This window comes from Frankia sp. CcCS3 (assembly GCF_977927575.1).
Genome location: NZ_CDWRCL010000081.1, coordinates 1 through 15704 on the forward strand (window position 1 = coordinate 1; position 15704 = coordinate 15704).

The window sequence follows — 15704 nt, forward strand, 5'->3', positions numbered from 1 at the left end:
CTTCCCAAACAGGCCCTAGGCCGGCTCGCCGACCTGTGCACGGGGATCGGCGGGGACGCGCTGGCCCTCGCCCGGGGCCGGGAGATCATGATCGTCGACCGGGATCCGGTTCATCTGCGGATGGCCGCGCTCAACGTCGCCGTCCACGCGGCCGAGGGCACGACCGCGCCGCCTTCGGCCCTTCCGTCCACGACCGTTCCGCTCACGACCGTTCCGCTCACGGGATCGGCCGTGCCGACGGGATGCCTCGAGACGCGCCTGTCCGACGTGCGGGAGGTGGACCTCTCCGGATGCGACGCCGTGTTCGTCGATCCGGCCCGGCGTGCCGGCGACCGTCGGTTGGCGTCGCGGGCGAGCGAGCCGCCGCTGGCCTGGTGCTTCGGGCTTGCCGACAAGGTTGCGGCTATCGCGGTGAAGGCCGCGCCAGGGCTGGCGACGGAGCTGGTTCCCCCCCGGCTGGGAGATCGAGTTCGTGGCCGACGGACGGGATCTCAAGGAGGCCGTGCTGTTCTCACCGGCCCTCGCGACCGCCTCGCGTCGCGCCACTGTGCTGCCCGGGCCGGGCAGCACGGCCTCCCTGCGGGCCGGGGAAGCGCCGGCGAGCCTCACCGGGACCCCGGATCCAGTCCTCCCGGCGGATACGGGTCGGGTGGGTCCGGTGGGACCGGTGGGACCGGCGGGTCGGGTTGGCGAGGTCGCCGATCGGGTAGCGGCTCCGGGCCGGTTCCTCCACGATCCGAGCCCGGCGGTCACTCGGGCGGGCCTGGTCGGCGAGCTCGGGCGGCGCCTTGGAGTCTGGCAGATTGATCCAATGATCGCCTTCCTGACCTCCGACGAGGCAGTGACGACCCCCTTCTCCCGCCTGCTGCGCATCGAGGCCGAGCTGCCCTTCGACGTGCGCCGGATCGCGGACCTGTTGCGGTCTCGTGAGATCCGTTCGCTGGACGTCCGGCGACGCGGCCTCGCCGGCGACGTCGAGGAGATCCGCCGCCGGTTGCTACCCCGCCGTCGTGATCTGATTCCCGGTGGACCGGCTGTCACCGTGGTGATGACGAGGCTGCGTGGAGCTCCCTGGGCCTTCGTCTGCACCCCGGCATCGGATGTCGGGGCATCGGATGCCGGGGCGGTGGCGACTGACCGATCCTCATGACCGACCAATCCCGGTGGACGCCATCGGGGGCGAAACAGGAGTGACGTTCATGCGTGTTGCCTTCGTCGGACTGGGCACGATGGGATTTCCCATGGCCGGTCACCTGGTTCGGGCCGGGTTCTCCACCACCGTGTTCAACCGCACGGCCGCGACCGCGGCACGCTGGGCCGAGGAACATTCCGGCCGGATCGCGCCGTCGCCCGCAGCCGCGGCGACTGAGGTCGACGTCGTCTGCCTCTGCGTCGGTGCCGATGACGACGTCCGCGAGGTCGTCATCGGCACCGACGGGATGCTGGGAGCGATTCGGCCCGGTGCGATCATCGTCGATCACACGACGACCTCCGCGGAACTCGCGGAGGAGATTGCGGTGCGCACCGCCGAGGTCGGCGTCGGTTTCGTCGACGCCCCGGTCTCCGGCGGGGAGGCAGGTGCCGTGGCCGGCCGGCTGAGCATCATGTGCGGTGGGGATCCTGAGACGATCGAGCGGGCCAGGCCGGTGCTCGCCGCCTACGGCGCGACTATCACGAGGGTCGGGCCGGTCGGTAGCGGACAACTCACCAAGATGGTCAATCAGATTCTGGTGGCGGGAGCCGTCGAAGGGGCGGCCGAGGCCATCAACTTCGCTATTGCCGCCGGTCTGGACACCGATCTGGTGCTTTCCGCCGTGGCCGGCGGCGCCGCCAAGGGGACGTAATGAAGTAACAAATACGTGATCGAGAGTATCATCGCAGGTCACAGGCCTGTGGAGGGTTCGAAACGCGCAAGTTATTTCATTTCGACTCCCAACTCGTGGTACCTGGCGAATCGTGGTCAGACCATGGTGCGCGACGAGTTCGGTTTCGGGTTTGCGGTCGACTGGATGCGCAAGGATCTGCGGATCTGCCTTGCCGAGGCGGGCCGGCGTGGTATCCCGCTGCCGATGATCGAGCTGGCCGAGCGGGATCTCGCCGCTGCCCAGGCGGACGGCGAGGGTGGTCTCGACACGACGGTCGTCATCCGGCAGCGGCGCCGTGCGACCAGGCCGGGCGGCGCGGGTGGCGCGGGTGGCGAAGTCTCCCCGGCTTCCTGATCATGGCGCCGCAACGGTGCCGGTCACTGTGGCGATCAGGCAGCCGGTGACGGTACCGGTCGCCACGACGAGCGGGACGATCCGGCCGAGATGGAGCAGGCACAGGCCCCCGATCAGGGCTCCGGCGAACATGGCGACGGGGCCGGCGAACCGCCGCGCCCCACCGCGGCCCATTCCCCCACCGAGCCGGGAGTCGATGATGATCCCGGTCAAGGTGCTGGTCAGCACGTTCGTCGGGATGTCCGGAACGGCCATCCGCCGAGCCGTCGCGTGCTGCAGGCCCATCGCGAGGGCCAGCGGGAGGATGACGGTATAGGGCCGGGCCTCGGGGATCTCAGGGATCTCGGGTTCCGTGCCGAGTCCCTGGGTGACCAGCGCGGCGATCAGCGCGCCGGCCATCAGCCCGGTCTGCGCGGCCATCGCGATGATCAGCTACGAGAAGCGACGACCGCCGATTATGGTCACCGTGCCGATCCGTCCGGTGATGACGGCTCCGGCCAGGAACCCGGCCAGGGCCAGCGCCGACAGGTCGGCGGACAGGCCCGGGGCCCCGGCCAGCGCAAAGGCCAGCAGGACGACGTTTCCGGTCATGTTGGCCACGAATACCCGGCCGAGTCCGAGAAAACTGACCGCGTCGACGAGACCGGTGAGGATCGCCAACGCCACCAGCAGCGCCGGCAGCCGTCGACGCTGGTCGGGGGACGGCCGCATGGGCACAGTTTCACCGAGTGACGGCCGGTGCGGCGGGAGGCGGGAACTCCCGGCGCCTCTGATCTCGGCGCCTCTGATCTGATCTGATCAGATCTTCTGATCAGATCAGAGCCGCAACGGACGGACCGGAGCCGCGGCGAGCGCGGGAGTGCTCCGCCAGTCGACCCCGGGAACGTCGATGTAGAGCTCGATCTCGTTGCCATCTGGGTCGAGGATGTACAAGCTGTGGGTGACCGTGTGATCCGACGCGCCGACGATGGTCACATCCGCGTCGTGCAGACGGGCGAGCACCGCGCGCAGTTCGTCATCGCTGTCGCCAACCTTCAGTCCGAAGTGGTACAACCCCACCCGCCGGCCCTGGGGTATGGCCGCCGCGTCCTCGCCGACCTCGATGAGGAGCAGCTCGTGGTGGGTGCGTCCGGAGGAGAACGCGGCGGCGGGGCCCCGCAGTGGGTTGCCGTCCGCGCCCGCCGGGTCGGGAAAGATCTGCCGCCAGCCGAGTACGTCCCGGTAGAAGGCGCTGGAACGCCCGATGTCCCGGACGTAGAGGACGAGATGTCCCAGTTCCTTGATCTCCACGGTGATCTCCCGAGGCGCTGGTCGTCTGGTAGCCGTTATCCATACAACAACTCCGTACAACGGCGTTGCCCGCGACGGCATGCCCACGGGGCCCGGCCGCCGTGACGCGCGCCCGCCACGGCCCGCCGCATCGGAAACCCGTTGGTACGCGGGGTGCCCGACGTGGGAACATGGAGCTGGCGTCCGAGCGTTGGATGCAGTGACGCGCGCGATGGGCCGGGTTGGCAGGAGCGTCTGTCGGCTGGTGCTGGCGCCCGCGTCGTGCGGTATGCTAAAATGCCGTAACTGATCCGAAATTGGGGGTGACCGGCTTCGACTCCGGACGTCGAGGCAGGGGAAGCGGGCCGAGGATGAGCGGTTATCTCGTTAACGATCCGTTCAGAACAACAGCTGCCAACAAGACGCAGCCCACTACCCCCACTTACGCGCTCGCCGCTTAAGAGGGACTAGGTAGTCGTCAGTCTGGGAGAGCCTCCGGCCCAGAATCTGACGTCGCTAGGAGGATCACCGGCTGACCCGGTCGCGGGGTCGGTCGGGACATCAAACAGCGACTGAGCCTATGTCGGCTTGCCTGCGTGTCCGACGGGGCTGAGAAACAAGTAGCAGGATGCGCCCGGAGAAGCCCTGTGTCGGGGCCGGAGGACGCGGGTTCGATTCCCGCCACCTCCACCACGATGCGTAACAATGCCCTGACCTGGATAAATAGGTAAAAGCTATGAGATCTGATGATTTATCGAATAGAAGACGTCCAGGTCGGGGCGCTGATCGTTTGGTTCGATTCCTCGAACGTACCGGCGGACCTTGGTTGCGGAGCGTAGTTTCGGGGATCGGTCGGCAACGGCATTGCAGATCTCCGCGTCGCCGGAGCGTCTGCTGCGCGATGCGCCACAAAGATCATCTACATGCCCTTGGTGGACCGCCGTGTGACTCGGACATCGTGTGTGGCGGCCAGCGGCGGCGTCGCTGGCGTTCGGGCAGATCCCGGTAACGCGCCTGAGCAGGTCGGCAGGTAGCACCGATGACGCCGACAATCGCCTCTCTCGCCCCACCGAACGGTGACACCCACTGGTGGTAGTCGCGTCACGCAGTGGCGGGTCTGTGCAACTTTGCGCAGACCCGCCACGCCTCCCCTGGCTACGTTGCCGTCCCAATCGGCATCCGACGCGGGGGTTAGCTGCGCTCATGGCCACCATGTTCGAACACGTCGGCGGCGAACCATCGCTGCGCGGTCTCGCCGAGCACTTCCACCAGGCGGTGGTGGCAGACCCGCTGCTGCGGAGTCTGTTCGAGTACGGAACACCACACCACACCGACCACCTGACGGCCTTCCTGGTCGAGATGCTTGGCGGGCCCTCCCGGTACTCCGACGAGCTCGGCGGGTTCCTCAGCCTGATGAAGGCGCACCTGGGGCTGCGCATCACCCCCGAGCAGCAGGATCGGTTCGTCACGCTCATGCTCGCCTCCGCCGACGCGGTGGGGATGCCCTCCGACGAGCGGTTCCGCACCGCGTTCGAGGCGCAGGTGCGTAAGGCAGCGGGGTTCACCGTCAAGGTCTCGGCCTCGGACACCTCGCCGTTGATGGAACCGCCCTACCCGGACCTCGGCCGGTGGACGTGGTGACGGGAATGACGGTGACCGACCAGTTCGCGGACGCGGTCGGCCGAACGGTGCGGCTGGTGTGCGGCCTCGTGGCCGACGACGCGGACCCGGAGGCCGGCAGCAGGTTGGCGGATCTCGGGCTGTCCTCGCTCGCCACGGCCCGGCTGCTGCTCGATCTCGAAGCCGAGTTCGGCCGGGAGGTCGCGCTCGCGGACCTCGTGGGCTGCGAGACCGTCGCCGACCTGGCGCGGCTGGTCGGCGACGCGCCGGGGAGCGGGGCGCGGCCACTGGTGGCGAAGCCAGCCCAACGGTACGAGCCGTTCCCGCTCACCCCGGTCCAGGAAGCCTACGTCGTCGGCAAGTACGTCGAGCTCGGACCGGACGCGATCGGATGCCACCACTACCGCGAGTTCTGGCTGCCCGAGCTGGACGCCGACCGGCTGGTCGCGGCGTGGCGGCGGCTCGTCGCCCACCACGACGCGCTGCGGCTGGTGGTCGGGGAGAGCACGGGGCAGCGGGTTCGGCCGGATGTCCCCGAACAGGTCGCGGTGGTGCACGACGGCCCCGTGGCCGTGCTTGGCGCGCAGGCGCGCCGACGGCTTTCGCACCGCCGGTACCCGCCGGGTGCGTTCCCGCCGTTCGCGCTGGAGGTCGTGCGTGACGGCGGCGCCGGCTCCGCGCACCTGAGCCTCGATGGCACGGCGGTCGACGCGCACAGCACGGAGCTGCTGTTCCGGCAGTGGCTGCTGCTCTACCGCGAGCCCGGCGCGCGGTTGCCCGAGCCGGCGCTGTCGGTGCGGGACTGCGCGGTCGCGCTCGCCGAGCGCAGGCACGCCTCGCGCTGGGAGGCGGACCTGCTGCACTGGCGCGAGAGGCTGTCCGAGGTGCCGCCCGGTCCCGACCTTCTCCTCGGCGAGCGAACGGCCCCGCCCGAACCGCCCGACGGGCTCGCGCACCACCTGCGCGTGCCGCGCACGGGGCATCTCGACCCCGGGCAGTGGCAGGCCCTGCGTCGGCGCGCGTCCGCGCTCGGCGTCTCGCCGTCGTCTCTGGCGCTGACGGTGTTCTGCGAGGTGCTGACCATCGGTCCGCGGCCGTGGTCGCTGGTGCTGACCACTACCGACCGGGTGCGGCTGGGCCGGGGCGCGGACGACGTGGCCGGTCCCTTCACCTCGACCTGCCTGCTGGTGGTCGACGAGGTCGACCGCCGGCGGTCCGACCTGGCCGCCGCACTGCATCGGCAGGTGTGGGACGCGTTGGCGCACAACGAGGTGTCGGGTGTGGAGGTGGTGCGCGAGCTGCGCCGCGCCGATCTGCCGGCCCCGGACCTGCCGGTCGTGTTCACCAGCCTGCTCGACGTCGGCGAACCGGACGCGCCGAGCATGACCGACCACCTGGTCCACGCCGTCGGCCAGACCTCGGGTGTCGGCCTGGACCACCTGATGTGGGAACACGGCGGTGGTCTGCGCTGGCGCTGGGACACCGCGGACGCGCTGTTCTCGCCGGGTGTGGCGGACGCGCTGTTCAGTCGGTTCGTGGCCGCGCTCCAGGCGGCCTGCGTGGACGCGGCGCCGACGCCGGGCGACGAGCTGAACGACCTCCAGCAGGCCTACCACGTGGCCCGGGTGTCCGGCCGGACCGCGGGCTGCCAGCTTTATCAGAGCTTCCACGTCGCCGAGCTCGACGTGTCCCGGCTGGAACAGGCCTGGCTCGACCTGGTCGTCGAGCACGACGTGCTGCGCACGGTCGTCGACCAGGACGGCCGGACCACCGTGCTGCCCCCCACGGCCGCCGGCGGACGCGTCCCCGTTGTGGAGTCCGACCAGCCCGAGGTGGACGAGGCGATCGCGCGCGACGTCGCCGACCGGCCGTTTCCCCTGGGCCGCGCGCCGCACACCGACCTACGGGTCCGGCGCGGCGCCGACGGTTCGGGCACCGTGCACCTGGCGATCGACCTGCTCGTGGCCGACGCGCCGAGCGTCCTGGCGCTCGGTCGGGCCCTGCTGCGCCGCTACGCCGACCCGCCCGCGCGGACTGTGCCGCCCGCGGCGCGCGCGTCCGCCACCAACCTGGCGCATCGTGAGCACTGGCTCGCCCGCCTGGCGGACCTGCCGTCGGGGCCGTTCACGCCGGGGGCACCCGGCCGCACCGAACGCCTGCGGTTCACGGCCGACCCGGCCGCGCTGCGCACCTGGGCGGCACGGCATGACGTGACCGCGGACGCGGCGCTGCTGGCCGCGTTCTGCGACGCGCTTGCCCACGTGTTCGACCCGCCGTTCGCCCTGCCGGTGGTGCGCTGGGCCGCCGGGCGCGAGGTGTACCGCCCCGGCGAGCAGACCGCGCTGAGCTGGGTCCGGGTGGACCAGCCGGACCTTCCCCTGCCCGCGCGGGCCCGCCGGCTGGCCGCGCTGCTCGCCGAGGACGCCGAGGCCGACGGCGCGAGCGGGCTCGCCGACCTGCGCGTCGTCGTGCTGCGCCGGCGCCGCGATCGGTCGTTCGCGCTGCCCGTGGTGTTAACCAGCGTCCTGGATGTGTCCGGGCAGCCGCTTCCACCGGGTGTGACGGCCGGTCCCTGGCGCACCGCCACCTCCGACGTGTCGCTGGACTGCGTGGCCGTCGACGACGGCGAGACCCTCGACATCGCGTGGGACGTGGTGCCCGGCCACCTCCCCGCCGACGCGCTCGACCCGGCGTTCGACCGGTTTCGTGCCACCGTGACCGGGTTCGCCGACCAGCCGGACGAGCAGGAGCGGGTCGGTCGGCTCACCGCCGACGAGCGGCGCCGCGTGCTCTACGAGTGGAACGACACCACGACGACCTACCCGGCGGATGGCCCGGTGCACCTGCTGCTGGAGGAGCAGGCCCGCCGCCGGCCCCGCGCGGTCGCCCTGCGGTGGCGCGACGGCATCGCCACCTACCGCGAGCTGAACGGGTGGGCCAACGTCATCGCGCACCGCCTGCGCGAGCGGGGCGTCACGGCCGAGACGGCGGTCGCGGTCGCCACCCGGCGGGGACCGGAGATGGTGGCGGCGGTGTTCGGCGTGCTCAAGGCGGGCGGAGCGTACCTGCCGGTGCTGCCGGGTCTGCCGCCCGACCGGGCGGCGGCGATGCTGGCCCGTACCTCCTCGCGCGTCGTGCTGACCACCGTGGGCGCGCTGGACTGGCGGCCCGACGTGCCGGTGGTCGAGCTCGACACGCTGCTGGCGGGCGCCGACGAGGATCCGGGTGACCCCGAACCGGTGACCGGCCCGGACAACACCGCCTACTACATCTTCACCTCCGGCAGCACCGGGCGACCCAAGTGCGTCGCCGTGACGCATCGGCCGGTGTGGAACCTGCTCAACTGGTGCTACCGCACCTTCGGCTTCGGACCCGGCGACGTGGGCGTGTGCGTGACCTCGCTCGGGTTCGACCTGTCGGTGTTCGACATCCTCGGGCTTCTGGGCCGCGGCGCGAGCCTGTACGTGGCCGACGAGCGCGAGCAGCGGGACCCGGAGCTGCTCGCCGACGTGCTGGCCGAGCAGCCGATCACCTTCTGGAACTCGGCGCCGACGTCGCTGGCCACGCTGCTGCCGTCGCTGCGCGACCGCGCCGGGGTGGACCTGCGGCTGGTCTTCCTCAGCGGTGACTACACGCCGCTGAGCCTGCCGGCCGACCTGCGGGCGGTGTCGCCGCGGGCGAGCCTGGTCAGCCTGGGCGGCGCGACCGAGGCCACGGTCCGGTCCAACTGGTTCCCGGTCGAGGTGGTCGACCCGCGGTGGCGCAGCATCCCGTACGGCCGCCCCATCGACAACTCGCGGTACTACGTCCTCGACGAGACCCTGGAGCCGTGCCCGATCGGCGAGGAGGGCGACCTCTACATCGCGGGCGACTGCCTCAGCCTCGGCTACCACGGTGACCCGGAGCTGACCGCCCGCAGCTTTCTGCCCGACCCGTTCACCGACCGGACGGGCGAACGCATGTACCGCACCGGCGACCGTGCCGCGTTCCGACCGGACGGGATCATCACGTTCCTGGGACGCCGCGACGGCCAGGTCAAGATCCGCGGCTTCCGGGTGGAGCTCGGCGAGATCGAGCATCGCCTGCGCGAGCACCCCGCGGTGCGGGAGGCGGTCGTGCTGGCCCGGGCCAACGACGGCGGAGATCGGAAGCTGGTCGCCTACCTCCAGGCGGAGCCGGGCGCGGCGCGGCCGGAGGCGGCGCGGCTGCGCGCGTTCGCCGCCGAGACGCTGCCCGACTACATGGTCCCCAACTTCGTCGTGTTCGTGGCGTCGTTCCCGGCCACCGCCAACGGGAAGCTGGACCGTGACGCCCTGCCGTGGCCGGTGGGGCGGGCCACGTCGACGGGAGGCGGGATCGCGGCGGACGCCGGCGAACCCGCCGGCCCGAACCCGCCCGTCGAGCACCGGACCGTCGTCGACGACCGGGCTGCGCCGGGTGTGTCGGCTGGTCACCGGGTGACACCCGGGGCGTCGGCCGACGAGCTGGCCGAGGAGATCGCGGCTCTGCTCGCGGAGTACCTCGGCGTGCCCTCGGTGGACCCGGCGCGCGACCTGTGGGACCAGGGTGCGACCTCGTTCACGATGGTGCGGCTGTCCACCGCGCTGCGAGAGCGGCACGGTGTGCGGGTTCAGGTGTCGGCGCTGTTGGCGGACCCCAGCGCGCGCGGCATCGCCGCATACCTCGCACGGGAGAAGCCGTCCGCGCTTGGGGGCCCCGGGGAGACCGAGGTCGAGTTCTTCTCGCCCGAGGACCGGGCGCGGTTCAAGGCCGGCCGGCGGCACCTGCGGCCGACCTCGCCGGACGAGCCGGCGACCCGGCTCGGCGGCGCCGCGCCGCCCGCCCGGGCCTACCGCGACCGCGCGACCCGACGGGACTTCACCGGCGGGTCGGTCACCCTCGACGCGCTGCGCGCGCTGCTCGGATCGCTGCGGTCGAGCGACGTCGACGGCAGACCTCGACGCCTCTACCCGTCCGCGGGCGACACCTACGCCGTGCAGGTGTACCTCCATGTGCGGCCGAACGGGGTGAAGGGCCTGGCGCCGGGCATCTACTACCACCGACCCGACGAGCACGTGCTGCAACGGGTGCATGAGGGCTCGCCGAGCATGGTCGAGGCGCACTTCCAGTACAACCGGGAGGTGTTCGACCGGGCGGGGTTCGAGCTGTACCTGATCTCGGAGCCGCGCGGCATCGAACCGCTCTACGCCGAGGAGTCCGAGCTGTATCTGGCGCTGGAGGCCGGTTACGTCAGCCAGCTGCTGATGACCGCCCAGGCCGAGCAGCCGGTGGGGCTGTGCCCGATCGGGGCGATGGCGTTCGACTCGGTACGTGAACACTTCCGGCTGCACCCGGGCCAGCGGCTGCTGCACTCCTTCCTGGGCGGGGCGGTGGACAGGTCGACCGCCGGGAACACCGCGGTCCCGGCGCCGCGCGTGGAGGTCTCGTCGCCCCGGCCCGCGGCCGGACCGGTGAGCTGGGTCTCGACCGGGCGGCGCCACACCGCCGAGGTGGCGGTGACCGGGATGGCGGGCCGCTACCCGGAGGCGGACGACGTCGGCGCGTTCTGGCGCAACCTGCGGGCCGGCCGCCGCTCGGTCGGCCCGGTGCCGCCTGCCCGCGCCGCGGCGCTCCGCGACGGCTTCGAGCCGCCGCACGGCGGTTTCCTCACCGACGTCACCACCTTCGACGCGCTGCCGTTCCGGATCTCGCCACGGGAAGCGGAGCTGCTGGACCCGCAGGTGCGCCTGCTGCTGCCGGTCGCCTGGCAGGCGCTGGAGGATGCGGGCCTGATCAGTGAGCCGCGGGGTCACGGCGGCCCTCGCGTGGGCGTGTACGTCGCGGTGATGTGGCACGACCACCGGCATGTCGGTGAGGCTCGGTGGCGCGCCGGTGCCCCCGCGCTGGTCGCCGCCGCCGCGTCCGACCTTCCGGCTCGCCTCGCCCACGCCTTCCGTCTGCGCGGTCTCGGTGTGGCGGTGGACACCTCCTGCTCGTCGTCGCTGACCGCCGCGTACCTGGCGGTGACGGCACTGCGGGCAGGGGAGTGCGACGCGGCCCTGGTGTGTGGCGTCAACCTGGTCACCCACCCTTACCACCTGGCCGTGCTACGCGACCTCGGGCTGTCCACCGAGGTCCCGGCGGACGGTGCGTTCGCCGCCGACGGCGCCGGGTGGTCGCCGGGTGAGGGGGCCGGCGCGCTGGTGCTGCGCCCGCTGGCCGACGCCCGGGAGGACGGCGACGTGGTACACGGCGTCATCGAGGCCGTCGGCGGCGGCGGCGTGGGCGGACGGGGCCGTTTCGGTGTTCCCGACAGCGACGCGCTCGCCGAGTCGGTCTGCGAGGTGCTGGGGCCGCACGGCCTGTGCGGGGCCGACATCAGCTACGTCGAGTGCGGTGGGTCCGGCGCGCCGATGGCGGACGCGGCCGAGCTTGCCGGGCTGCTCGCCGCGCTGAGATCCGACGGCGGCGGGCAGCTCGCCGTGGGGACGGTCAAACCGAACATCGGACACCTGGAGGCCGCGGCCGGCATGTCACAACTCACCAAGGCGCTGCTCCAGCTGCGGCACGGCACACTCGCGCCCACGCTGGTGAGCACGCACCGGACGCCCCTGGTGGACTGGGACGACCCGAGGCTGGAACTGGTCGACTCCGCGCGGCCGGCCCTTCCGGGACGGGTCCTGGTGAACGCCGTCGGCGCGGTCGGCTCCTTCGGCCACGTCGTGCTGCGCCCCGGGAGGACGCCGTGACCGGTCCGTGGACGAAGCCGACCCCGCGGATGACCGAGGCGCCGCTGCGCCTGTTCTGCGTCGCGCACGCGGGCGGCGGCGGCGGTTTCTTCCTGCCGTGGCGCGATCGGCTGCGTCCGGCCGTCGAGGTGTGCCCGGTGCTGCTGCCAGGCAGGGAGTCCCGCATCGCCGAACCGCCCTACCGACGGATGGAGGATCTGATCGGCCCGCTGTGCGAGGGACTCCGTCCGCACCTGGACCGGCCCTACGCGCTGTTCGGGCACAGCATGGGCGCGGCCGTCGCCTACGAGGCGGCACGCCGGTTCACCGGGGAGGGCCGTGCCCCGGTGCGGCTGCTGGTGTCCGGTCGGCGCGCGCCGCACCTGGCCGCGCGCCGCCGCCCTCTCGCGGACGTCCCCGACGACGACTTCATCGCCGCGGTGGTCGGCCTGGGCGGGACGCCGGACGTCCTGCTGGAGCAGCCGCAGTTGATAAAGCTGCTGTTGCCGACCATGCGTGCCGACTTCGCCGTCAACGAGAGCTACCGGCCCGGCGACGGGCCGCGGCTGACCTGCCCGGTGTCGGCGTTCACCGGCGACCGGGACCCGGAGGTCGAGCCGGTGGAGGCCGAGCGATGGCGGGTCACCACGGACGGCGCCTTCCGCCTGCATGTCTATCCGGGCGATCACTTCTACCTGACCGGGCTGCCGGACCCGCTCCACGACGACCTGATGACCGACCTCGAGGGGGATGTTGTATGGCCATCGGCATCGAGGCGCTGAACTGCTACGTCGGGCGGGCCTGCTTCGAGGTCGAGGACCTGTTCCGGGAACGTGGCCTGGACATCGCCCGGTTGGGCAACCTGATGATGACCCGCAAGTCGGTGAACCTGCCGTGCGAGGACGCGGTGACCAACGCGGTCAACGCGGCCCGCCCGCTGCTGGCCGCGATGGACGAGCGCGACCGGGCGGACATCGAGCTGCTGGTCGTCGGCACGGAGTCCGGTGTGGACATGGGCAAGCCGATCAGTACCTATGTGCATCGCCACCTCGAGCTGTCGCCGCGGTGCCGGTCGTTCGAGGTCAAGCACGCCTGCTACGGCGGCACGGCGGCACTGCACACCGCCGCGGGCATCATCGCCTACTCGCCCGTGCCACGTGCCAAGGCGCTGGTGATCGCCGCCGACGTGCCCGGCTCGGGCTCGCGCGGCACGTACTGGGAGCCGTCCGAGGGCGCGGGCGCGGTGGCGATGATCGTCAGTCGGGACTGCGCGGTGCTGGAGCTCGACGTGGGCGCGAGCGGCACCCACACGTTCGAGGTGATGGACACCCTGCGGCCCAGCGCCGACGTGGCCGTCGTCGACTCCGACCTGTCGCTGCTGTCGTACCTGACGTGCCTGGAGCACAGCTTCGCCGCCTACCGCGAGCGGGTGGTCGGCAGCGACGTCGTGGACACGTTCGCGTACCTGGTGTTCCACACGCCGTTCGCCGGCATGGTGAAGGGCGCGCACCGCATGCTGCTGCGCAAGCAGGGCGCCCTGGCGTCGAAGGACGCCGACACCGACTTCACCAGTCGGGTGGCGCCCACCGTCAAGTACGCCTCGCAGGTGGGCAACCTGTTCTCCGCGTCGCTGTACCTGGCGCTGGCCTCGCTGCTCGGTAGCGCGATGCCAGTGACACCGGCCAGGATCGGGCTGTTCTCCTACGGATCCGGCTGCGGGTCGGAGTTCTTCAGCGGCGTGCTGGGGGCCGACGCGGTGGAGGCGGTGGGTCGGTTCGGCATCGGCGAGCGGATCGCCTCCCGACGCGCGCTCACGATGGCGGAGTACGACCAGGCCGTGGCCCTCGGCGGCGACCGCGGCCACGGCGTGGCGGGCCAGGCATTCGAGACCGGGCCGTACGCCGAGCTGTACGCCGAGCTGTTCGACGGGGCCGGGTTGCTGGTGCTCGATCACATCGACCGCTACCACCGCGTCTATCGGTGGAGCTGACCGTGCCCGCCCTCGAGGTCGAGTGGGCCGGGCCGGCTGTGCGGGTCACGCTCGCCCGCCCGGACAGGGGCAACGCCATCGACCCGGCGCTGATCGCCGCCCTGCACGCCGCGCTGGACGAGGCCGAGGCGCGGCCCGACTGCCGGCTGGTCGTGCTGCGCGCGCGGGGCGGCGTGTTCTCGGCCGGCATGGACGTCGCGGCGGCCGCCCGCGCCGACGACTCCGGCCACGACCCGGCCGAACGCGGCGGCGTGTTCTTCGAACTGTTCGACCACATCACGGCCGTGCCGCGCCTGGTCGTCTCGTGCGTGGACGGCCGGGTGTCGGGCGGCGGGGTCGGGCTGGTGGCGGCCAGCGACCTCGTGCACAGCACCGAACGCGGTGTCTTCAGCCTGCCCGAGGCGATGTGGGGGCTGTTGCCGTGCAGCGTGCTGCCGTTCCTGGTGCGGCGCGTCGGTTTCCAGACCGCCTACGCCATGGCGCTGACCACGCTCCCGGTCACCGCGGCCGAGGCCGCGCGGTGGCGGCTCGTCGACGAGGTGTCCCCCGACCCGGCCCCGCTGGTGCGCAGACTGACCGCGCGGCTGGCGAAGCTGGACGACACGGTGGTGGGCGACGCCAAACGGTTCTTTGGCGCGCTCCACCCGATCACGCCGGAGACCAGGCGGCTCGCGGTGACCGAGTTCGACCGGTTGTCGGGGACGCCGAGAGTGCGGGATCGCTTCGCCCGCTTCGCGGCGACCGGCCGCTACCCCTGGGAGTAGCCGGTGGCGATTGTGTGGGCGTTCCCCGGCCAGGGCTCGCAGCGCAAGGGCATGGCCGACGGCCTGTTCGAGCGGTTCCCCGACCTCACCGCGCAGGCCGACGAGGTGCTGGGCCTCTCGGTGCGCGAGCTGGCCGGCGACCTGCGGCGGCTGGATGACACCCGGCACCTCCAGCCGGTCATGTTCACCGTCAACGCATTGCGCTACCTGGATCTCGCGGCGGCCGCGCCGCAGCCTGACTTCATGGTGGGGCACAGCCTCGGCGAGTACAGCGCGCTGTTCGCGGCGGGCGCGGTGGACTTCACGACGGGCCTGCGCCTGACAGCGCGGCGGGCCGAGCTGATGGGTGGCATCCGGGGCGGCGGGATGCTCGCCGTGCTCGGGCTCGACGAGGACCGCCTCCGCCAGGTGCTGGTGGCGGCGGACGCCCCGGATGTGGAGGTCGCCAACTACAACTCCTCGCGCGAGATCGTGGTCTGCGGGCCGCGGGCGCAGGTCCGGGCGATCGCGCCGCTGGTGCGGGCGGCCGGCGCGGCGAAGACGAAGCTGTTGCAGGTCAGCGTGGCGGCGCACTCCCGGCACATGGCGCCCGCGGCGGCGCGGCTGCGGCAGGCGTTGGACCGGGTGATCTTCGCGGAACCGCGCGTGCCGGTGCTGTCCAACGCCACGGTCGAGCCGCACACCGCCGACCGGGTCCCGGAGCTGCTGGAGCGGCAGCTGTGCGCACCGGTCCAGTGGCGACGGACCATGCGGTACCTGCTCGATCGCGGGGTGGAGGAGCTGGTCGAGGTCGGGCCGGGGACCGTGCTGACGAAGCTGTGGGCGCAGGCGCGCGAGGAGCGGGCGTCGGTGGCCGTCGCGGAGCCGGTGGCGGTCGGTCGACCCACCGGCTCCCGCGAGCCGGCCGACCCCGGCGAGACCGCCGACGTCCGGGAACCGGACGAGGTCGTCGTACCGGCCGCCGTCGCGGCGTGGGTCGGGCCGGCTCCGGCCGAGCGGCTCGGCGCGGCCGGTTTCCGCGAGCGGTACGGGTTGCGGCTGGCCTACGCGGTCGGCGCGTCGGGCGTCGGCGCGAACGGCTCGCGGCTGGTGTCCGCGGCGGCCGGCGCGGGGG

The 15704-nt window shown here is 72.3% G+C and carries 7 protein-coding genes, 1 other RNA gene and 3 pseudogenes; 9 read left to right on the forward strand and 2 right to left on the reverse strand.

Features of this window, described 5'->3' with window-relative positions:
- Both AC08OQ_RS09515 and AC08OQ_RS09520 read left to right on the forward strand, forming a co-directional pair.
- Positions 1–1150 (forward strand): annotated as a pseudogene (locus tag AC08OQ_RS09515) (THUMP-like domain-containing protein); the annotation flags it as partial.
- A gap of 49 nt (positions 1151–1199) precedes the next feature.
- Positions 1200–2219: pseudogene (locus tag AC08OQ_RS09520) on the forward strand (NAD(P)-dependent oxidoreductase).
- Here the strand turns inward: AC08OQ_RS09520 and AC08OQ_RS09525 are convergent.
- Positions 2220–2930 (reverse strand): annotated as a pseudogene (locus AC08OQ_RS09525) (YoaK family protein).
- Positions 2931–3035: 105 nt separating this feature from the next.
- A complete protein-coding gene (locus AC08OQ_RS09530) occupies positions 3036–3509 on the reverse strand; it encodes a VOC family protein (RefSeq protein WP_476598921.1) in 474 nt (157 codons plus the stop codon).
- A gap of 298 nt (positions 3510–3807) precedes the next feature.
- On the opposite strand from AC08OQ_RS09530, the gene ssrA reads away from it, so the two are divergent.
- The 7 genes from ssrA to fabD form a co-directional block, all read left to right on the forward strand.
- Positions 3808–4181, forward strand: a transfer-messenger RNA (tmRNA) gene (ssrA, locus tag AC08OQ_RS09535).
- A 510-nt stretch (positions 4182–4691) separates the two neighbouring features.
- On the forward strand, positions 4692–5129 hold the full coding sequence (locus AC08OQ_RS09540; RefSeq protein ID WP_462202539.1) for a group II truncated hemoglobin: 438 nt from the start codon (positions 4692–4694) through the stop codon (positions 5127–5129).
- 5 nt (positions 5130–5134) lie between these two features.
- Positions 5135–11857 carry an amino acid adenylation domain-containing protein gene (locus tag AC08OQ_RS09545; protein ID WP_476598919.1) on the forward strand — a complete coding sequence of 2241 codons (6723 nt, stop codon included), beginning with the start codon at positions 5135–5137 and terminating at the stop codon, positions 11855–11857.
- On the forward strand, positions 11854–12618 hold the full coding sequence (locus AC08OQ_RS09550) for a thioesterase II family protein (RefSeq protein ID WP_476598917.1): 765 nt from the start codon (positions 11854–11856) through the stop codon (positions 12616–12618). The genes AC08OQ_RS09545 and AC08OQ_RS09550 overlap by 4 nt, the downstream gene beginning before the upstream one ends.
- Positions 12594–13826 (forward strand): hydroxymethylglutaryl-CoA synthase family protein, encoded by a 1233-nt coding sequence (locus AC08OQ_RS09555; RefSeq protein WP_476598915.1) that lies wholly within the window; start codon positions 12594–12596, stop codon positions 13824–13826. The genes AC08OQ_RS09550 and AC08OQ_RS09555 overlap by 25 nt, the downstream gene beginning before the upstream one ends.
- A gap of 2 nt (positions 13827–13828) precedes the next feature.
- Positions 13829–14590, forward strand: coding sequence for an enoyl-CoA hydratase-related protein (locus AC08OQ_RS09560; RefSeq protein ID WP_476598913.1), 762 nt, complete (start codon positions 13829–13831; stop codon positions 14588–14590).
- A gap of 3 nt (positions 14591–14593) precedes the next feature.
- Positions 14594–15704 (forward strand): ACP S-malonyltransferase (gene fabD / locus AC08OQ_RS09565; RefSeq protein WP_476611991.1); only part of this gene is annotated, 1111 nt, incomplete at its 3' end.